The 19,613-nt window shown below is 62.5% G+C and carries 22 protein-coding genes; 12 read left to right on the top strand and 10 right to left on the bottom strand.

All coding sequences use genetic code 11. The features are described from left to right. Nucleotides 1-23: 23 nt before the first annotated feature. From udk to iscR, 10 genes are all read right to left on the bottom strand, one after another. Entirely contained in the window at nucleotides 24-638 is a 615-nt protein-coding gene (gene udk, locus C2134_RS05320; RefSeq protein WP_043628282.1) for a uridine kinase, read from the bottom strand. A 103-nt stretch (nucleotides 639-741) separates the two neighbouring features. Continuing rightward, complete coding sequence (locus C2134_RS05315) at nucleotides 742-1,377, bottom strand: glutathione S-transferase family protein (protein ID WP_103318448.1); 636 nt, start codon at nucleotides 1,375-1,377, stop codon at nucleotides 742-744. 127 nt (nucleotides 1,378-1,504) lie between these two features. Next, the gene (gene iscX, locus C2134_RS05310) at nucleotides 1,505-1,699 is read right to left on the bottom strand and encodes a Fe-S cluster assembly protein IscX (RefSeq protein WP_071109698.1); all 195 of its coding nucleotides are present in this window, start codon (nucleotides 1,697-1,699) and stop codon (nucleotides 1,505-1,507) included. Between the two features lie 16 nt (nucleotides 1,700-1,715). Further along, nucleotides 1,716-2,057, bottom strand: a complete 342-nt coding sequence (gene fdx, locus C2134_RS05305; protein WP_071109699.1) for an ISC system 2Fe-2S type ferredoxin — start codon at nucleotides 2,055-2,057, stop codon at nucleotides 1,716-1,718. Nucleotides 2,058-2,066: 9 nt separating this feature from the next. Beyond that, nucleotides 2,067-3,926 carry a Fe-S protein assembly chaperone HscA gene (hscA, locus tag C2134_RS05300; protein WP_103318152.1) on the bottom strand — a complete coding sequence of 620 codons (1,860 nt, stop codon included), beginning with the start codon at nucleotides 3,924-3,926 and terminating at the stop codon, nucleotides 2,067-2,069. A 46-nt stretch (nucleotides 3,927-3,972) separates the two neighbouring features. After that, nucleotides 3,973-4,500, bottom strand: coding sequence for a Fe-S protein assembly co-chaperone HscB (gene hscB, locus C2134_RS05295; RefSeq protein WP_103318150.1), 528 nt, complete (start codon nucleotides 4,498-4,500; stop codon nucleotides 3,973-3,975). Nucleotides 4,501-4,593: 93 nt separating this feature from the next. Next, the gene (gene iscA, locus C2134_RS05290; RefSeq protein ID WP_043628271.1) at nucleotides 4,594-4,917 is read right to left on the bottom strand and encodes an iron-sulfur cluster assembly protein IscA; all 324 of its coding nucleotides are present in this window, start codon (nucleotides 4,915-4,917) and stop codon (nucleotides 4,594-4,596) included. A 13-nt stretch (nucleotides 4,918-4,930) separates the two neighbouring features. After that, complete coding sequence (gene iscU / locus C2134_RS05285; RefSeq protein WP_043628269.1) at nucleotides 4,931-5,314, bottom strand: Fe-S cluster assembly scaffold IscU; 384 nt, start codon at nucleotides 5,312-5,314, stop codon at nucleotides 4,931-4,933. Between the two features lie 60 nt (nucleotides 5,315-5,374). After that, entirely contained in the window at nucleotides 5,375-6,592 is a 1,218-nt protein-coding gene (locus tag C2134_RS05280) for an IscS subfamily cysteine desulfurase (protein WP_103318148.1), read from the bottom strand. A gap of 28 nt (nucleotides 6,593-6,620) precedes the next feature. After that, nucleotides 6,621-7,118 (bottom strand): Fe-S cluster assembly transcriptional regulator IscR, encoded by a 498-nt coding sequence (gene iscR / locus C2134_RS05275; RefSeq protein WP_103318146.1) that lies wholly within the window; start codon nucleotides 7,116-7,118, stop codon nucleotides 6,621-6,623. Between the two features lie 288 nt (nucleotides 7,119-7,406). Between iscR and C2134_RS05270 the strand changes: the two genes are divergently transcribed. The 12 genes from C2134_RS05270 (at nucleotide 7,407) to C2134_RS05215 (ending at nucleotide 19,420) form a co-directional block, all read left to right on the top strand. After that, entirely contained in the window at nucleotides 7,407-8,528 is a 1,122-nt protein-coding gene (locus C2134_RS05270; RefSeq protein ID WP_103318144.1) for a beta-ketoacyl-ACP synthase III, read from the top strand. A gap of 173 nt (nucleotides 8,529-8,701) precedes the next feature. After that, on the top strand, nucleotides 8,702-10,297 hold the full coding sequence (locus C2134_RS05265) for an ABC transporter substrate-binding protein (protein ID WP_043628261.1): 1,596 nt from the start codon (nucleotides 8,702-8,704) through the stop codon (nucleotides 10,295-10,297). 433 nt (nucleotides 10,298-10,730) lie between these two features. Continuing rightward, complete coding sequence (locus tag C2134_RS05260; RefSeq protein ID WP_071109704.1) at nucleotides 10,731-11,759, top strand: ABC transporter permease subunit; 1,029 nt, start codon at nucleotides 10,731-10,733, stop codon at nucleotides 11,757-11,759. A gap of 13 nt (nucleotides 11,760-11,772) precedes the next feature. Next, nucleotides 11,773-12,693 (top strand): ABC transporter permease subunit, encoded by a 921-nt coding sequence (locus tag C2134_RS05255; protein WP_103318142.1) that lies wholly within the window; start codon nucleotides 11,773-11,775, stop codon nucleotides 12,691-12,693. Nucleotides 12,694-12,703: 10 nt separating this feature from the next. Then, on the top strand, nucleotides 12,704-13,684 hold the full coding sequence (locus C2134_RS05250) for an ABC transporter ATP-binding protein (RefSeq protein WP_103318139.1): 981 nt from the start codon (nucleotides 12,704-12,706) through the stop codon (nucleotides 13,682-13,684). Beyond that, the gene (locus C2134_RS05245) at nucleotides 13,677-14,648 is read left to right on the top strand and encodes a peptide ABC transporter ATP-binding protein (protein WP_103318138.1); all 972 of its coding nucleotides are present in this window, start codon (nucleotides 13,677-13,679) and stop codon (nucleotides 14,646-14,648) included. Before C2134_RS05250 ends, C2134_RS05245 begins: the two co-directional genes overlap by 8 nt. A 104-nt stretch (nucleotides 14,649-14,752) precedes the next feature. Next, the gene (locus C2134_RS05240; protein ID WP_103318136.1) at nucleotides 14,753-15,160 is read left to right on the top strand and encodes a VOC family protein; all 408 of its coding nucleotides are present in this window, start codon (nucleotides 14,753-14,755) and stop codon (nucleotides 15,158-15,160) included. Nucleotides 15,161-15,251: 91 nt separating this feature from the next. Continuing rightward, the gene (gene coaD / locus C2134_RS05235; protein WP_043628250.1) at nucleotides 15,252-15,782 is read left to right on the top strand and encodes a pantetheine-phosphate adenylyltransferase; all 531 of its coding nucleotides are present in this window, start codon (nucleotides 15,252-15,254) and stop codon (nucleotides 15,780-15,782) included. 78 nt (nucleotides 15,783-15,860) lie between these two features. After that, the gene (locus tag C2134_RS05230) at nucleotides 15,861-16,805 is read left to right on the top strand and encodes a class I SAM-dependent methyltransferase (RefSeq protein WP_103318134.1); all 945 of its coding nucleotides are present in this window, start codon (nucleotides 15,861-15,863) and stop codon (nucleotides 16,803-16,805) included. A 233-nt stretch (nucleotides 16,806-17,038) separates the two neighbouring features. After that, nucleotides 17,039-18,241: a sodium/glutamate symporter gene (gene gltS / locus C2134_RS05225; protein WP_103318132.1), complete on the top strand. Its 1,203-nt coding sequence runs from the start codon at nucleotides 17,039-17,041 to the stop codon at nucleotides 18,239-18,241. A gap of 132 nt (nucleotides 18,242-18,373) precedes the next feature. Next, a complete protein-coding gene (gene trxA / locus C2134_RS05220; protein WP_103318130.1) occupies nucleotides 18,374-18,736 on the top strand; it encodes a thioredoxin in 363 nt (120 codons plus the stop codon). A gap of 123 nt (nucleotides 18,737-18,859) precedes the next feature. Next, on the top strand, nucleotides 18,860-19,420 hold the full coding sequence (locus tag C2134_RS05215; RefSeq protein WP_103318128.1) for a glutathione peroxidase: 561 nt from the start codon (nucleotides 18,860-18,862) through the stop codon (nucleotides 19,418-19,420). Nucleotides 19,421-19,613 lie beyond the last annotated feature (193 nt).

Below are 19,613 nucleotides of genomic sequence, written 5' to 3'. Positions count from 1 at the left end.
GCGGCTTGGCGGGCGGACGTCAGTCACACCATCAGGCTGGCCACCTTGGTGGTGATGATGTCCACCGCCGGGTCATTGGCGCCGTGCGGCAGGATCACGTCGGCGAAGCGCTTGGTCGGCTCGATGAACTGGTTGTGCATCGGGCGCACCGTGGTCAGGTATTGCTCGATCACGTTTTCCATGGTGCGGCCGCGCTCGGCGATGTCGCGCTTGAGGCGGCGGATGAAGCGGACGTCGGAATCGGTATCGACGAAGATTTTCAGCGACATCATTTCGCGCAGCGCGGCGTCGTACAGCGGGAACAGGCCTTCGATCACGATCACCGGCGCCGGTTGCACGGTGACGGTCTGGTCGGAGCGGGTGTGGTTGGCGAAGTCGTACACCGGCATCTCGATGGCGCGGCCGTTGCGCAGATCATCGATATGCGAGATCAGCAGCGGCCAGTCGAACGCCTGCGGGTGGTCGTAGTTGGTGCCCAGCCGCTGCTCGAAAGTCAGGTGGCTCTGGTCGCGATAGTAGTAGTCCTGGATGATTACCGCCGCCATCTCGGAACCAATGGTTTCCAGCACCTTGTTGGTAACCGTGGTTTTGCCGCTGCCGCTGCCGCCAGCAACGCCAATGATGAACGGGGTGCTCATGTTCGGATTTCCTTGATGTAATGAAAATATAAAAAACGCGCCATTCTAATGACTTATGGCGCGTTGTTCCACTCGATTTGCGACACCTTTCGACCACGATTCATCAAGCAGGCCTGTTATTTTCCAGTTCGGCCGCCCGATACCACTCCTGCATGGCCGGCAGGCTGAGAATATGGCGCACGTAAGCCTGGGAAGCGGGCGGCAGCGCGACGTTATAGGTTTGGAATCGGGTGCAGATCGGCGCGAAGAAGGCATCGGCGATGGTGAAATGGCCAAACAGGAAATCGCCGTCGGCGATATGGCTGGCGCGGTGTTCTTCCCATAGCGAAACGACGCGCGCGATGTCGGCCTCCACCGCCGGCGAGCTTTCGTAATCGATCTGCCGCAGGGTGATGTCCATCGACAGGCTGCGCCGCAGCGCCTCAAAGCCGGAATGGATTTCCGCCACGATGGAGCGGGCGACGGCGCGCAGCTTGGCGTCGTCCGGCCACAAGCGCGCTGCGGGAAAGCACTCGGCCAGATATTCGCAGATGGCCAGCGAATCCCAAACCCGCAGTTTGCCGTCCACCAGTACCGGCACTTTGCCGGCCGGATTGGCGGCCAGGATGCGCGCCTTGGTGTCGGATAGGAACAGGTCGATCTGCTGTTCCTTGAACGGCTCGTCCAGCATCTTCAGCACCAGCCAGGGACGCAGCGACCAAGAGGAGTAGTTCTTGTTGCCGATGATGAGGGTGAACATGGCGGCTCCGTGTCGGTTGCCGGCCCAGCGCCGGCGCGTATTCATCGATGATAAACCCGCTGCGGCGGATTGACACGCGCTGCCATGACAAAGGCCCCGCTTGGCGGGGCCTTGATGCGAAAGTGGCTTATTCCACCTCGTCTATCCATGCCTGCTGAATCGCCTCCAGCACGCGCTCGCCGCCGCGGCTGTGGTCGTCGTCAAAGCCGGGCAGGTCCACCACCCAGTTGTGCAGATCGACGAAGCGCACGGACTTGGGGTCCACCTCGGGATGGGCTTCGGCCAGTTCGATGGCGATGTCGTTAACGTCGGTCCATTTCATGCAGCTTGCCCTCCCTTCAGTGGTGCTCTCTAGCGTGGTTGATCGTGTACTTGGGAATCTCGATGACCAGGTCTTCGTCGGCGACGATGGCCTGGCAGGACAGGCGCGATTGCGCTTCCAGGCCCCAGGCCTTGTCCAGCAAATCTTCTTCCAGCTCGTCGGCCTCATTCAGCGAGTTGCCGCCTTCGCGCACGATGCAGTGGCAGGTGGTGCAGGCGCAGGACATTTCACAGGCGTGCTCGATTTCGATGTCGTGGGCGAGCAGCGCGTCGCAGATGCTTTGTCCGGTTTCGGCGTTGTCGATCACCGCGCCCTCGGGGCACAGGTCGGGATGGGGCAGAACAATGATTCGCGGCATGGCGAGTCCTTACAAATCGGTAATCTTGTGGCCCTTCAGCGCGCGGCGGATGTTGCGGTCCATGCGGCGGGCGGCGAAGGTTTCGGTAGCGTGGTTCAGCGCGGCGCTGGCTTCGTTGACGCGGCGGGTCTCGGCGGCGGCGATGGCGGCGTCCACGGCGGCGACGGCGGCTTCCACGGCGGCGCGCTCGGACTCATCCAGCAGATCGCCGTCCTGTTCCAAGGCGTTGCGCGTCGCGTCGCGCAGGCTTTCGGCATCGACGATGGCCTCGCGCAGCTTGCGCGCTTCGATGTCTTCCTGCACGTTGGCCATGGAGTCGGTCAGCATGCGGCTGATTTCGTCGTCGGACAGGCCGTAGGACGGCTTGACCTCGATGCTGGCCTCCACGCCGGATGTCTGCTCGCGGGCGGTGACGGACAAGAGGCCGTCGGCATCCACCTGAAAGGTGATGCGGATGCGCGCGGCGCCGGCCACCATGGGCGGAATGCCGGTCAGCACGAACTTGGCCAGGCTGCGGCAGTCGGAGACCAGCTCGCGCTCGCCCTGCAGCACGTGGATGGACATGGCGGTCTGGCCGTCTTTGAAGGTGGTGAAGTCCTGCGCGCGCGCCACCGGGATGGTGCTGTTGCGCGGGATGATCTTCTCGGTCAGGCCGCCCATGGTTTCGATGCCCAGCGACAGCGGCAGCACGTCCAGCAGCAGCCACTCGTCGTCCTGCTTGTTGCCGGCCAGCACATTGGCCTGGATGGCGGCGCCCAGCGCCACTACCTTGTCCGGGTCCAGATTGGTCAGCGGGGCGCGGCCGAAGTAGTCCGCCACGGCCTTCTGCACGTGCGGCATGCGGGTGGCGCCGCCCACCATCACCACGCCCTGGATGTCCTCGGGCGCGAGCTTGGCGTCGCGCAGGGCCTTGCGCACCGGCTGCAGCGTCTTGTCCACCAGCGTCTTGGTGATGGCGTGCAGCGTGGCTTGGTCCAGCTCCAGGTCCAGCGACTGGCCGTCCGACAGGATGGCGGTGATGCGGGTGCTGGCGTGGTCGGTCAGCGCTTCCTTGGCTTCGCGCGCGCGGGTGTGCAAGAGGCGCATGTCGTGGGCCGACAGGCCGGACAGGCCGGCCGATTCGAGCATCCAGCAGAATACGCGGTGGTCGAAGTCGTCTCCGCCCAGCGCCGAGTCGCCGCTGGTGGCCAGCACTTCGAACACGCCGCGGGTCAGCTTCAGGATGGACACGTCCAGCGTGCCGCCGCCCAGATCGTAGACGACGTAGGTGCCCTCGCTGCCGTTGTCCAGGCCGTAGGCGATGGCGGCGGCGGTGGGTTCGTTGAGCAGGCGCAGCACGTTCAGGCCGGCCAGGCGCGCGGCGTCCTTGGTGGCCTGGCGCTGGGCGTCGTCAAAGTAGGCCGGCACGGTGATCACGGCGCCGGTCAGTTCGCCGCCCAGGCTGGCTTCGGCGCGGTCTTTCAAGGCGCGCAGGATGTCGGCCGACACTTCCACCGGGCTTTTGATGCCGGCGCGGGTGACCAGTTGCACCATGCCCGGCGCGTCCACGAAACGATAAGGCAGGCTGCCGATGTCCTTGATGTCGCTGATGCCGCGGCCCATGAAACGCTTGGCCGAGACCACGGTGTTGTGCGGATCGCGGTTCTGCTCGCGCTGGGCGTCGTAGCCCACCGCCAGCACGCCTTCGTCGCCGTAGCGCACCACCGACGGTAGCAGGCTGCGGCCATGCTCGTCCGGCAAGACGACGGAGGCGCCGCTGCGGACGGTGGCCACCAGCGAGTTGGTGGTGCCAAGGTCGATGCCAACGGCCAGGCGATGTTGGTGGGGAGCGGCGGAGAGGCCGGGTTCGGCGATTTGCAGTAAGGCCATGTCGTGATCTTTATGTCGTTGCTCAGGGCGGCGTCGCGAAGGGAGCTTAGTCCAGCAGGCTCTCGATGGCGTCGCCGATTTCCTGGTCCAGCTTTTCCATGAAGCGCAATTTTCTCACCAGAACGGCTGCGCCGTCCAAGTCGCCGCGCGCGTCCAGCGCCGTTTCCAGCTCGGCCTGCATGGCCTTGACCTCGCCGCGCAGCCGGTGCGACAACGACTCCAGCGCATTTACGCTGGCGCGTGCGTCGTCTATGTCCTCGCGCCATTCCATCTGCGCCATCAGGAAATCCGCCGGCATCCGGGTATTGTTTTCTTCCTGAGTGTCGACGCCGGACAGCTGCAACAGGTAGCGGGCGCGGTTCAGCGGGGATTTGAGGGTTTGATACGCCTCGTTGACACGGGTGGCCAGCATCAGCGCGCTGCGTTTCTCGGCGTCGCCGGCGCTGGCATAGCGGTCCGGGTGAACCTGGGCGGCGGCGGCGCGCCAGGCGGCGTCAAGCGCGGCGGCATCCTGCGCGAAGCGGCGCGGCAGGCCGAACAGGGCGAAGAAGTCCTGATTGAAATCGTGGTTCATCTATGCGTCCGGAGCGAAGGGAGGAGCCGGAAAAACACAGGCGGAGCATGACGGCTTGCGCGTCCACGCTCCGCCCGGCGACGGTATCGGCAATCAGACGTTGAAGCTTTCGCCGCAGCCGCACTCGTTCTTGACGTTGGGGTTGTTGAACTTGAAGCCTTCGTTCAAACCCTCCTTGGCGTAGTCCAGCTCGGTGCCGTCCAGATAGGCCAGGCTCTTGGCGTCGGTGAAGATCGCCACGCCGTGGCTTTCGAAACGCACGTCGTCGCTGTTTTCGACATCGACGAATTCCAGCTTGTAGGCCATGCCGGAGCAACCGGAGGTTTTCACACCCAGGCGCACGCCCAAACCTTTGCCGCGCTTGGCGATAAAGGCGCTGATGTGGGCGGCAGCGCGTTCGGAAAGAGTCAGTGCCATCGGTCGTCTCCGCTTACTTGCCGTGCTTCTGCTTGTAGTCTTCCACTGCGGCCTTGATCGCGTCTTCTGCCAGGATGGAGCAGTGGATCTTCACCGGCGGCAGCGCCAGCTCTTCGGCGATGGCGGTGTTCTTGATGCTCAGTGCCTCGTCCAGCGACTTGCCCTTCACCCACTCGGTCACCAGGGAGGAGGAGGCGATGGCGGAGCCACAGCCGTAAGTCTTGAACTTGGCGTCTTCGATCACGCCGTCGGCGCCGACCTTGATCTGCAGCTTCATTACGTCGCCACAGGCCGGCGCGCCGACCATGCCGGTGCCGATGCTGTCGTCGCCCTTGTCGAAGGAACCGACGTTGCGGGGATTTTCGTAGTGATCCAACACTTTTTCGCTGTATGCCATTTTCTTGCTCCTGCAAGGCCGCGGCGGCTAGGCCGCCGCGGCCGGTAACTGGTTATCGGCTCAATGCGCCGCCCATTGAACGCTGTTCAGGTCCACGCCGTCCTTGTACATCTCCCACAGCGGCGACAGTTCGCGCAGCTTGCCGATCTTCGATTTCAACAGCGCGATGGCGTAGTCGATTTCTTCTTCGGTGGTGAAGCGGCCCAAGGTGAAGCGGATGGAGCTGTGCGCCATTTCGTCGTTGCGGCCCAGGGCGCGCAGCACGTAGGACGGCTCCAGCGAGGCGGAGGTGCAGGCGGAGCCGCTGGACACGGCCAGGTCCTTGATGGCCATGATCAGGCTTTCTCCCTCGACGAAGTTGAAGCTGACGTTGAGGTTGTGCGGCACGCGCTGGTCGATGTCGCCGTTGATATACACCTCTTCCATGTCCTGGATGCCGTTCCACAGACGGTCGCGCAGCATGCGGATGCGCTCGTTCTCGCTGTCCATTTCCTCGCGGGCGAGGCGGAAGGCTTCGCCCATGCCGACGATCTGGTGGGTGGCCAGGGTGCCGGAGCGGAAGCCGCGCTCGTGGCCGCCGCCGTGCATCTGCGCTTCCAGGCGCACGCGCGGCTTGCGGCGCACGTACAGCGCGCCGATGCCCTTGGGGCCATATGCCTTGTGCGCGGACAGGCTCATCAGATCCACCTTCAGGGTGTTGAGGTCGATCTTGACCTTGCCCGGGGCCTGGGTGGCGTCGACGTGGAAGATGATGCCTTTTTCGCGGCAGATCTCGCCGATCTGCGGAATATCCTGGATCACGCCGATTTCATTGTTCACGTACATCACGGACACCACGATGGTGTCGGGACGGATGGCAGCCTTGAACGCTTCGATGTCCAGCAGGCCGTTTTCCTGCACGTCCATGTAAGTGACTTCGAAGCCCTGGCGCTCCAGTTCGCGACAGGTGTCCAGCACCGCCTTGTGCTCGGTCTTGACGGTGATGATGTGCTTGCCCTTGCTCTTGTAGAACTGGGCCGCGCCCTTGATCGCCAGGTTGTCGGACTCGGTGGCGCCGGAGGTCCAGACGATTTCTTTAGGGTCGGCTCCGATCAGCTTGGCCACTTCGGCGCGCGCGTTTTCGACGGCCTCTTCCGCTTCCCAGCCGAAGCTGTGGCTGCGCGAGGCGGGGTTGCCGAACTTGCCGGTCAGATAGGGAATCATCTTTTCGGCGACGCGCGGGTCCACCGGGGTGGTGGCCGAGTAATCCAGATAGATCGGTAGCTTGAGCTGGCTCATACATTATCTCCGCAAGATTTTCAGGCGCTTACAGGGCGCTGCCGGCGGCGGCTGCGTGCTTGCTGCCGCAGCTGTCGCGTTTGTCCTGCACCACGCTGGTTTCCTTGGCGTGCTCTTCCTGGGAATGCTGTTGCTCCACCAGGCTGGCGAGGCTCACCTTGGACAAGTAATCGAAAATGGTGACGTTGAGGTTGGTCCACAAGTCATGGGTCATGCAGCGCTGGCTGCCGCGACAGTTTTCGCGGCCGCCGCATTGGGTGGCGTCCACCGGCTCGTCGACGGCGACGATGATGTCGGCAACCGAGATGTCCTGGATGTCTTTGGCTAGGGTGTAGCCGCCGCCAGGGCCGCGCACGCTGTCAACCAGCTCGGCGCGGCGCAGTTTGCCGAATAGTTGTTCCAGGTAGGACAGCGAGATGTTTTGGCGTTCGCTGATGCCGGCCAGGGTGACCGGGCCGCGCTCCTCGCGCATGGCCAGATCCAGCATGGCGGTGACGGCGAAGCGTCCTTTGGTGGTGAGGCGCATGATGTTCTGTTCCGGTGGGTGGTTGTCGCCATTATACCCAATATCCGACTATTTTAGTCAAGTATTGTTCGGCCGATCCCGGTCACCGGAAGGTCAAAGTTGAGCATTTTACTTGGTTTAAGCCGGGCGGGGCTATGGATTTTTAGTGTTTGTCCATGCGCTTGTGTAAAATCGCTGCAATATCGGGACGGTTGTGCCGCTGTCGGCATGCGTGGGGAATCGCCACGCGGCGGCAGACGATGCCGCCGCCATGTCCACCCTGCGGGGAAGCGCGAGGATACAAGCACAATGCATAAGGTCGTCATCAGCGGCACGGGGTTGTTCACCCCGCCTCATGCCGTCAGCAATGAGGAGTTGGTCGAGGCGTTCAATACCTTCGTCCGCAACCATAACGCGGCTCATCAGGCCGAAATCGAAGCCGGCGCGCTTGAGCCGCTGGCCGAATCCAGCGCCGAATTCATCGAGAAGGCATCCGGCATCAAGCAACGCTTTTTGATGGACAAGAGCGGCGTGCTCGATCCGGCCAGGATGACGCCGTATCTGCCGGAACGCCCCAACGACGAGCTGTCGGTGCAGGCCGAGATGGCCGTGGCCGCCGCCCGCCAGGCCATGGAGGCTGCCGGCCGCAGCGCCGCCGACATCGACATGGTGATTGTCGCCTGCTCCAATATGCAGCGGCCGTATCCGGCGATGGCGGTTGAGGTGCAGCAGGCGCTGGGCATAGCCGGCTACGCCTTCGATATGAATGTGGCCTGCTCGTCGGCCACCTTCGGCATCCAGACCGCGGTCAATGCGGTGGCCACTGGCCAGGCGCGGGCGGTGCTGATGGTGAATCCGGAGATCTGTTCCGCTCACCTGAACTTCCGCGACCGCGACAGCCACTTCATCTTCGGCGATGCCTGCACCGCCGTGGTGTTGGAACGGGCCGACGCGGCCGTTTCCGCGCAGCGCTACGAAGTGCTCGGCTGCAAGCTGGCCACGGTGTTTTCCAACAATATCCGCAATAATTTCGGCTTCCTGAACCGTTGCGACGAAAGTGGCATCGGCAAGCCTGACAAGCTGTTTGTGCAACAGGGGCGCAAGGTATTCAAAGAAGTATGCCCGATGGTTGGCGAGCATATCGTCGCCCATCTGGAGTTCTTGGACATTGAGCCGTCGGCGGTGCGCCGCTTCTGGCTGCATCAGGCCAATCTGGCGATGAACCAGCTGATCGCCCGGCGCGTGCTGGGGCGCGAGGCCGACACGGTGGAGGCGCCGGTGATTTTGGACCGTTACGCCAACACCAGTTCCGCCGGCTCTGTCATTGCCTTCCACTTGCATTCCAACGACTTGCAGGCCGGCGATGTTGGCGTCATCAGTTCTTTCGGGGCGGGCTATTCCGTCGGCTCCGTGGTGTTGCGCAAACTGTAAGCGCTTGTTGGGTGAAGGGCCTGCAACGGCCGACAATGCCATAAAAAAGCCAGAGGGCGCTTGTCAAAAGCGCCCTCTGTGCATAATGTATCCCCACCAGCCGAATCCAAGATTCCGGTTCAATAGCAAAAAAGACCCGACTGATGGTCTGTACAAAGGGAAGGGAAACATTTATGCAAGCTTTCAAAAAGCTTTTGGTGCTTGGCGCGTTTGCGGGAACTTCATTGGCGGCGCATGCCGCCGGAACCCTGGTGTTCTGTTCCGAGGGCAGCCCGGCCGGTTTCGATCCGGGCCAATACACTTCCGGCACCGATTTCGACGCCTCGGCCGAAACCGTGTTCAACCGTCTGGTGCAATTCCAGCGCGGCGGCACCAAGGTGATTCCGGGCCTGGCCGAAAAGTGGGAAGTGTCGGCCGATGGCCTGACTTACACTTTCAATCTGCGCAAGGGCGTGAAGTTCCAGACCACCGACTACTTCAAGCCGACGCGCGAATTCAACGCCGATGACGTGGTGTTCACCTTCGACCGGATGCTCAACAAGAACAATCCGTTCCGCAAGGCTTACCCGACCGAGTTCCCGTACTTCACCGACATGGGTATGGACGAGAACATCGTCAAGGTCGAGAAGGTGGATCCGTACACCGTCAAGTTCACGCTGAAGAAGATCGACGCCGCCTTTGTGCAGAACCTGGCGATGAGCTTCGCTTCGATCCAGTCCGCCGAATACGCCGACAAGCTGCTGAAGGACGGCAAGCCGCAGCTGATCAACCAGCAGCCGGTGGGTACCGGTCCGTTCATCTTCAAGCGCTACCAGAAAGATGCGCAGATCCGCTTTGCCGCCAACAAGGATTACTGGGACAAGGCTGATGGTCCGAAGGTGGACAACCTGGTGTTCGCCATCACCACCGACGCCTCCGTGCGCTACCAGAAGCTGAAGGCCGGCGAGTGCCAGATCACCACCTATCCGCGTCCGACCGACATCGCCGCGATGAAGGCCGATCCGAAGATGAAAGTGATCTCCCAGGCCGGCTTCAACCTGGGTTACCTGGCCTACAACGTCAAGCACAAGCCGCTGGACAAGCTGGAAGTGCGCGAGGCGCTGGACATGGCCATCAACAAGAAGGCCATCCTGCAGGCGGTGTACCAGGGCGCCGGCCAAGCCGCGACCAACCCGATGCCGCCGACCCAGTGGTCGTACAACAAGAACCTGAAGGACGCGCCGTACGACACGGCCAAGGCCAAGGCCCTGCTGGCCAAGGCGGGCTACCCCAACGGCTTCGACATCACCCTGTGGGCGATGCCGGTGCAGCGTCCGTACAACCCCAACGCCAAGCTGATGGCGGAAATGATCCAGTCCGACTGGGCCAAGATCGGCGTCAAGGCCAAGATCACCTCCTACGAGTGGGGCGAGTACCTGAAGCGCGCCAAGGCCGGCGAGCATGACTCCATGCTGATCGGCTGGACCGGCGACAACGGCGATCCGGACAACTGGCTGGGCGTGCTGTTCGGCTGCGATGCGATGAACGGCAACAACTTCTCCAAGTTCTGCTACAAGCCGTTCGAAGACCTGATCCAGAAGGGCAAGAGCACCGCCAACGTCGCCGAGCGCACCAAGCTGTACATGAAGGCGCAGGAGATCGTGAAGCAGCAAGTGCCGCTGACCACCATCGCCCACTCCACCGTCAATCAGCCGATGCTGAAGTCGGTGCAAGGGTTCAAGGTCAGCCCGTTTGGCCTGAACTCCTTCTACGGCGTCAGCGTCAAGTAAGCTTAGCCTGAATCAGGCATGACCATGGCGGCGGGGCCCAGGCTCCGCCGCTTGCAACAAGTGCCGGCCTCATCAGCGATCCGTTTAGAGAAAGCGGTGGTCCGGCATGGCAGTATCTGCACGGGAATCAAGGTAGAAGCTAGAAGCAAGGCCAGGGCAAGGCAGCCGGCATGACGCCGGTTTGACCTGCGTCAATCCCTCGCGGGAGGCGGACTGATATCGTCTGTTTCGCCGGAGTGGTGGATGCAGCTAATGCTGGTGGGTGGTTTAGTTGCCGTCCGCCGCCCGGCACCCTGTCCTCTTTACGTCGCGCCTCGCGCGGCGGCCCAGTTCTCTCCCAGTATCTCCCCGTGCCGATTTCCTGCTCGCCATGTCTCTAGAAGTCAGACGGCGCGCGCGATGTTGGCATCGTCCGCGCCCGGGAGAGTTATCCATGTTTTCATTCATCTTGCGCAGGCTGGGCCTTCTGGTGCCCACCTTTTTCGGCATTACGCTGCTGACATTCGGCCTGATCCGCATGATTCCCGGCGACCCGGTGGAAGTGATGGTGGGCGAGCGCACGCTCGACCCCAAGATGCACGCCGAGGCGCTGCACCGCTTGGGCTTGGACAAGCCCTTGTACGCCCAGTATTTCGACTACATCGTCAACCTGCTGCATGGCAATCTGGGCGAGTCGCTGGTGACCAAGAGCAGCGTCTGGACCGAGTTCAAGACCTTGTTCCCCGCCACGCTGGAGCTGGCGCTGTCGGCGCTGCTGTTCGCCATTGTCTGGGGGCTGCTGGCCGGCGTGCTGGCGGCGATCAAGCGCGGCTCGCTGTTTGATCACGGCGTGATGGGCATCTCCTTGACCGGCTTTTCCATGCCCATCTTCTGGTGGGGCCTGATCCTGATCATGTTCTTCTCGGTCAAGCTGGGCTGGACGCCGGTATCGGGCCGCATGGACCTGATGTTCGACATCCATCCGCGCACCGGCTTCATGCTGATCGACAGCTGGCTGGCCGAGTCGGCCGACCCCGAGGGCAATGCCGGCGCGTTCAAGAGCGCGTTGAGCCACCTGATCCTGCCGTCCATCGTGCTGGGCACCATTCCGCTGGCGGTGATCGCCCGGATGACCCGTTCGTCCATGCTGGAAGTGCTGCGCGAAGACTACGTGCGCACCGCGCGCGCCAAGGGCCTGTCGCCGGCCCGCGTCATCTTCATCCACACCCTGCGCAATGCGCTGATCCCGGTGCTGACGGTGATCGGCCTGCAGGTGGGCACGTTGATGGGCGGCGCGGTGCTGACCGAGACCATCTTCTCCTGGCCCGGCATCGGCAAATGGCTGATCGACGCCATCGGCCGCCGCGACTACCCGGTGGTGCAGAACGGCATCCTGATGGTGGCCACGCTGGTGATCGTCACCAACTTCATCGTCGACATCCTGTACGGCATCGCCAATCCGCGCATCCGTCACGCCAAGTAAGCAGGGACGCAATATGAGCCAAACCAAGCAAACCGCGGCCGCTCAGCCGGCCGACCTGGCGCTGTCCTATCCGTCTCCGCTGAAGGAGTTCTGGCAGGGCTTTTCCCACAACAAGGGCGCGGTCGCCGGCCTCGTCTTCGTGGTCTTCATCGTCACCTGTGCGCTGCTGGCGCCGCTGCTGGCGCCGTACAGCCCGATCGAGCAGTATCGCGACCACCTGCTGACGCCGCCGTCCTGGGAGGCCGGCGGCAGCGTGCAATTCCTGTTCGGCACCGACGAGCTGGGCCGCGACATCCTGTCGCGCCTGATCTACGGCGCGCGCCTGTCGCTGTTCATCGGCCTGATGTCGGTGGTGATGGCGCTGGTGCCGGGCGTGATCCTGGGCTTGCTCGCCGCCTTCTTCCCCAAAGTGCTGGGCGCTTCCATCATGCGCCTGATGGACATCATGATGGCCCTGCCGTCGCTGCTGCTGGCGGTGGCCATCATGGCCATCCTCGGGCCCGGCCTGACCAATGCGATGATCGCCATCGCCACTGTCTCGCTGCCGGCCTATGTGCGGCTGACGCGCGCCTCCGCCATGACCGAGCTGAACCGCGACTACGTGGTGGCTTCGCGCGTGGCAGGCGCCGGTCTGTTCCGCTTGATGTTCGTGACCGTGCTGCCGAACTGCATGGCGCCGTTGATCGTGCACGCCACCATGAGTTTCTCCTCCGCGATTCTGGAAATCGCCGCGCTGGGCTTCTTGGGCCTGGGCGTCCAACCGCCGACCGCCGAGTGGGGCACCATGCTGGCCTCGGCCCGCGACTACATCGAGAGCGCGTGGTGGGTGGTGACTTTGCCCGGCCTGACCATCCTGCTGTCGGTATTGGCGATCAACCTGATGGGCGACGGCCTGCGCGACGCGCTGGACCCGAAACTGAAGCGCGCCGCCTGAGGATAAGAATATGAGTCTGTTGCAAATCAAGAATCTGTCCGTGGAGTTCGGATCGGAAAAAAATCCGTTCCGCGCAGTGGAAGGGCTGGAGCTGTCGGTCGATCAGGGCGAGATCGTCGGCATTGTCGGTGAGTCCGGTTCCGGCAAGTCGGTCACCATGATGGCCATGATGGGCCTGCTGGAAGGGCAGGGCCGCATCGTCGCCGACGAATTGTCCTTCGACGGCAAGGACTTGCTGACCATCTCGGCGCGCGGCCGCCGCAAGATCGTCGGCAAGGATATCTCGATGATCTTCCAGGATCCGATGACGGCGCTGAACCCCAGCTACACCGTCGGCTACCAGATCATGGAAGTGCTGAAAGTGCATCAGGGCCTGCGCGGCGCGGCCTTGAAGGCGCGCGCGCTGGAGCTGATGCAGCTGGTGGAGATTCCCGCCGCCGCCACCCGTCTGGACGCGTACCCGCACCAGCTGTCCGGCGGCATGAGCCAGCGCGTGGCGATCGCCATGGCTATCGCCTGCAATCCCAAGCTGTTGATCGCCGACGAGCCGACCACCGCGCTGGACGTCACCATTCAGGCGCAGATCATGGAACTGCTGGTGTCCTTGCAGAAGAGCCAGAACATGGCCCTGATCCTGATCACCCACGATCTGGCCGTGGTGGCCGAGGTGGCGCAGCGGCTGGTGGTGATGTATGCCGGCCAGGTGGCGGAGATGGGCACGGTGCCGGAAATCTTCCGCCATCCGACCCACCCGTATACCGAGGCCTTGCTGATGTCCATTCCGGAGCACAGCAAGGGCGCGCGCCGCCTGTCCACGCTGCCTGGCATCGTGCCGGGGCAATACGACCGTCCGAGCGGCTGCCTGTTGTCGCCGCGCTGCCCGTACGCGCAGGACAATTGCCGCAGCCAGCGGCCCGGACTGACCGCCCATGCGCATGGCGCGGTGCGTTGCCACTACCCGTTGCCGGCCAAGGAGAAGCAGCATGGCTAAGGTTTTGCAAGCAAGGGATCTGACCCGTTATTACGATGTGGCGCAGGGCATGTTCAAGCCCAAGGCGCAGGTGAAGGCGCTGGCTGGCGTTTCGTTTGAACTGGAAGCCGGCCGCACGCTGGCGGTGGTGGGCGAGTCAGGCTGCGGCAAGAGCACGCTGGCGCGCCAGCTGACGCTGATCGAGCAGCCGACGTCCGGCTCGCTGCTGTTGGACGGCCAGGATGCCGCCCAGGCCGGCAGCGCCGAACTGAAAGCCATGCGCCGCAAGGTGCAGATGGTGTTCCAGAACCCTTATGGTTCCCTGAATCCGCGCCAGAAGATAGGCGATCAGCTGTCCGAGCCGCTGTTGATCAATACCGATCTGTCGGCCAAGGCGCGCGAGGAGAAAGTCCGCGCGATGATGACGCGCGTCGGTCTGCGTCCGGAGCACTACTTCCGTTACCCGCACATGTTCTCCGGCGGCCAACGCCAGCGCATCGCCATCGCCCGCGCCATGATGCTGAACCCCAAGATCGTGGTGGCGGATGAGCCGACCTCCGCGCTGGACGTATCGATCCAGGCGCAGGTGCTGAACCTGTTCATGGATTTGCAGGAAGAGTTCAATACCGCCTATGTGTTCATCTCGCACAACCTGGCGGTGGTGGAGCACGTGGCTAATGATCTGATGGTGATGTATCTGGGCCGGGCGGTGGAAGTGGGCGACAAATCCCGCGTCTACGGGCGCCCCTTGCATCCGTACACCCAGGCGCTGTTGTCGGCCACGCCGTCCATCCATCCGGAGGACCGCCGCATCAAGATCAAGATCGAAGGCGAACTGCCCAGCCCGCTCAATCCGCCGTCCGGCTGCGCGTTTCACAAGCGCTGCCCGCACGCGGCGGAGCGCTGCAAGGTGGAAGTGCCGCAATTGCGCGAGCTGGATGCGCGCATGGTGGCCTGTCATCGCGCGGAAGAGATCAACGGCTGAGTTCCAACGCGCCTGTCAGCCCGCAACGGCCCCCGTTGCGGGCTTTTCATTTTTCGTCTGCATGTGCGGCTACACTGAAAGCTCACCCACAACGGAGGCGGATCATGCATCTTCACCCCTATCTGCACTTCAACGGCCAGGCCGAGCAGGCGCTGAATTTCTACCGCGAGGCGCTGGACGGCCAAATCGCCATGCTGATGCGTTACGCCGACGCGCCCAAGGATGTGCCGTCGATGGGGGGCATCGACCCGAACTGGGTGATGCACGCCAGGCTGACCTTCGGTGCCAATGCGCTGATGATTTCGGACACCGACCGGCAGATGGCGCCTGGCCAGCAGATCACGCTGTCGATCAACCTGGAGGGCGACACCGCTGCGGCGGAAAGGGTTTTTGCCGCGCTGAGCGCAGGCGGCCAGGTGACGGTGCCGCTGAGCAAAACGTTCTGGAACGCGCTTTTTGGCTGTTTTAGTGATAAATTCGGCATCAGCTGGATGGTCAACTGTCAATTATGATCTTTTCTTGACGTCCCTCCCGGCGCGGCAGTTTTTTGCCGCGTCGCACAAAAATTCCTTTACCACCCCGCCTTCGCGAGATACATTCGCCATGGAACACGCACTCAAAGCCCGAGGAAAACGTCAATTGAAACGAGCCGTCTATGCCGGCAGCTTTGACCCGGTGACCAATGGCCACTTGTGGATGATACGAGAGGCGGTGGAATTGTTTGACGAGCTGATCGTCGCCGTTGGCGTCAATCCCGACAAGCATTGCACCTTCAGCGCCGAGCAGCGGGTGGCGCTGCTGCGCGAGGTGACTGCCGGATTCAGCAAGCTGAGAGTCGAGGTCTTCGAAAATCAGTTTCTGGTGAATTACGCGCAAAGCGTCGGCGCCAACTACATCGTCCGGGGCATCCGCACCGCCAGCGACTACGAATACGAGCGCACCATGCGCTATATCAACTCCGACCTGCATCCGGACATCACCACCTTGTTCCTGCTGCCGCCGCGCGAGTACGCCGAGGTGTCATCGACCATGGTCAAGGGGCTGATCGGGCCGCGCGGCTGGGAGGGCGTGATTCGCCAGTACCTGCCGGAGCCGGTGTACCGCAAGATGCTGGAGATGTATTCCCCGCAATAGGCCTTATAATGCAGGCCTGAACCGAATGTCGCGCCAGCCCTCGGCTGGCGCTTTGCTTTGCCGCTTCGAGGATTTTTCATGCAGGATGTCAGCGCCTTCGCCAACCGTCTGGCCAAGAACTACAAGCATTACGCCAAATGGGCGCGCCGTCAGGGGCTGGATGCCTGGCGGGTCTACGATAAGGACGTGCCGCAGTTTCCGTTCGCCGTTGACATCTACGGCGGCAAGGTGCATCTGCAGGAATACGACACCGGCTGGGAAATGGGCGACGATGAGTATCGCGCCTGGATCGATGCGGTGGCCGCGGCCATCGAGCTGGTGACTGGCATCCCTGCCGCCGCGGTGACGCTGAAGAACCGCCGTCGGCAGAAGGGGGTCAGCCAGTACGAGAAAGTGGGGCGCGAGGGAGACGATTTTGTGGTCGAAGAGTTCGGCCAGCGCTTTATCGTCAATCTGGACCGCTATCTGGACACGGGTTTGTTTCTGGATCACCGCAATACCCGCAAGCGGGTGCGCGAAGAAGCCGCCGGCAAACGTTTCCTGAACCTGTTCGCCTACACCGGCAGTTTCACCGTCTATGCCGGCGCCGGCGGCGCGGTCAGCTCGGAAACCGTCGACATGTCCAATACCTACCAGGATTGGTCGCGCCGCAATTTCGAGCTGAACGGCCTGGACCTGGACAAGCACCAGCTGGTCCGCGCCGATGTGTTCCAGTATCTGGAGCAGGCGGTGGACGAGGGCAAGCAGTTCGATCTGATCGTGATGGACCCGCCCACTTTCTCCAACTCCAAGAAAATGCGCGACATCCTGGACGTGCAACGCGACCACGTCTGGCTGATCGACTACGCGATGGCGCTGCTGGCGCCGGGGGGCTGGCTGTATTTCTCCAATAATCTGCGCACTTTCCAGTTGGACGAGCGGCTGAGCGACGATTATCAGATCCGCGACATCAGCGCGCAATCGGTGCCGGAAGACTTCCGCAATCGCAAGATTCACCAGTGCTGGCGCATCAGCCGCGCTTGATTGGCGCATCGCGCTGATTGTAAAACGTTTTTACGCGAACTTTCTCCTGCGCCCTCCACTCGAATAGCACAGCGCGTTTCCGCATGGAGCCGCCGACTAGCCAGCCGGCGGCCTGTGTGTCGCCTTGCCGCGCGCGGCAAGATGCGGAATGCGCCATGCCTTCCTCTCAATCATCGGTCTGTCTGTGTCGCGGCGCGTGCGCGCTTTCGCTCAAAACGACAACAGGAGAAACGATGATCCAGCTTGATTTCTACGGCACCCTGGTGGCTGCCTCTCTCGTCCTGCTGCTAGGGCGCAAACTGGTCGCCCATGCCGGCGTGCTGCGCACGTATAACATTCCCGAACCCGTCGCCGGCGGCCTGGTCGTCGCCGCCTGCCTGCTGGCCTTGCGCCAGTTTTCCGGCATAGAGGTCCGTTTCGACACCTCGCTGCAAACGCCGCTGATGCTGGCCTTTTTCGCCGCCATCGGCCTGAACGCCAACCTGGCCAGTCTGAAGCAGGGCGGCAAGACGGTAGGCATCTTCCTCGGCGTGGTGGTCGGCCTGTTGCTGGTGCAGAACACCCTGGGCGTGGCTGTGGCCAGCGCGCTGGGCCTGGACCCGCTGATGGGATTGTTGGCCGGCTCGATCACGCTGTCAGGCGGCCATGGCACGGGCGCGGCATGGAGCGGCACCTTCAGCGACACCTATGGCCTGGCCTCCGCCGCCGAGCTGGCGATGGCCTGCGCCACTTTCGGCCTGGTGCTGGGCGGCCTGATCGGCGGCCCGGTGGCGCGCTTCCTGGTCAAGCGGGTCAAGACGCCGGGCGCGGAACACAATAGCGACCAGCCGCCGCAGGGCTTCGAGCAACCGGATGCGCAGCGGCTGATCACGCCGCATTCCTTCATCGAGACGCTGGCGCTGATCGCTGTCTGCCTGCTGGGCGGCACTTTCATCGGCTCGCTATTGAAGGGAACGGCGTTCGAACTGCCCACTTTCGTCTGCGTGCTGTTCGTCGGCGTGCTGATCAGCAACGGCCTGGCGGCGCTCGGCTGGTACAAGATCTTCGAGCGCGAGGTGTCGGTGCTCGGCAACGTCAGCCTGTCGCTGTTCCTGGCGCTGGCCTTGATGTCGCTGCGTCTGTGGGACTTGGCGGCGCTGGCGCTGCCTATCTTCGCGCTGCTATTGCTGCAGACGCTGGCGATGGCGCTGTACGCCGTGTTCGTCACCTTCCGCGTGATGGGGCGCAACTACGACGCGGCTGTCTTGGCGGCCGGCCATTGCGGCTTCGGCCTGGGCGCCACGCCCACCGCCATCGCCAATATGCAGGCGGTGACCGAGCGCTTCGGTCCGTCGCATCTGGCTTTCCTAGTGGTGCCGATGGTGGGGGCCTTCTTCATCGATATCGTCAACGCCATCGTGATCAAGCTGTATCTGGCGTTGCCGTTCATCGGCTGACAGCGCCGCGGCTATCGGGGGAATAGAAAAATTCAACTGGGGCGATGGCTTGCAATGGGCTTGCCGCGCTCATATGTTGATCTCAAGACGGTCCGCCGCAGGCGGGCCACCCGATAGCGAAAGAGAGCAGCCATGTCTTATATCAACCTCACCGCCGACAATTTCAACGCCAATATGAAGGAAGAGGGGTTGGTCATCCTCGACTTCTGGGCGCCATGGTGCGGGCCCTGCAAGATGTTCGGCCCGGTATTCGAGGCGGCGTCGGAGAAGCACGCCGACATCGTGTTCGGCAAGATCAATACCGAAGACGAACGCGACTTGGCCAGCCATTTCAATATCCGCTCCATCCCGACGCTGATCGCCATCAAGGATGGCATCATGGTGTTCAACCAGGCCGGCGCCATGATGGGCGCCCAGTTCGAGCAGTTGATTCAGGGATTGCGCGAGCTGGATATGGACAAAGTGAGGGCGGATATCGCCAGCCAGCAAGAATGACAGGGTAGCGGCAGACGGTGGATGTAATGTGAGACGATAGGGCAGGCGAGGGCGCATTGCCCTATTCTTATCTTATTATGTGGTATTGCGCCGAAGCTGAAGCGCGTTCGGCTGGGAGGCATCATGAAGCGTTGGAGTGTGCTATTGCTGTTGTGGGGGCAAGCGGCGCTGGCCAGTTGCCCGTCTCTGCTCAATTACACGGTGCCCGGTCTGATGGGCGGCGAAATCAATCTCTGCCAGTATGCGGACCGGCCGGTGCTGGTGGTCAATACGGCCAGCCACTGCGGCTTCACCCCGCAGTTCACCCAGCTGGAGTCGTTATATAAGCAATACGGGCCGCGCGGCCTGATGGTCATCGGCTTCCCGAGCAACGATTTTTATCAGGAACTGGACAAGCCGAGCGAGATCGGCGCGTTCTGCCAGGCCAACTATGGCGTGACCTTTCCAATGGCGGGCAAGGGGCATGTCCGGGGCGGCGACGCTCAGCCCTTCTTCAAGGCGCTGATCGCCGCTACCGACGACGCGCCGATGTGGAATTTCCACAAGTATCTGATCCTGCCGGGCGCAAGCAAGGTTATCAGCATCAATACCAGGACCAAGCCCGACGCGCCGGAGGTGGTGGACGCTTTTCTGCCTTATTTGAAGCCCGCTGCGGCCCAATCCACCGCTCAAACACAGCCTTGAAGCCTGCCTTGAATAGCGCCGCCGCCAGGCGGCGTTGTCTTTTCTTGTAATCCCGTCATTTCAGTTTTCTTTCAAATCAGTGGCTTGCAAGATTGTGATGAGGAAATCTCACTTTTTCTCGCAAAAGGTGTTGACGAGGGTGAGGCCCGGGCGTATAGTTCGCCTCCTCAGCTGACGCAGCGAACGAAACAGC

The organism is Chromobacterium sinusclupearum (assembly GCF_002902845.1).
In the GTDB taxonomy this organism is placed as follows: Bacteria; Pseudomonadota; Gammaproteobacteria; order Burkholderiales; family Chromobacteriaceae; genus Chromobacterium; species Chromobacterium sinusclupearum.
Note: the sequence above shows the minus strand (reverse complement) of the source record. Positions and strands in the feature narration are given on the sequence as shown.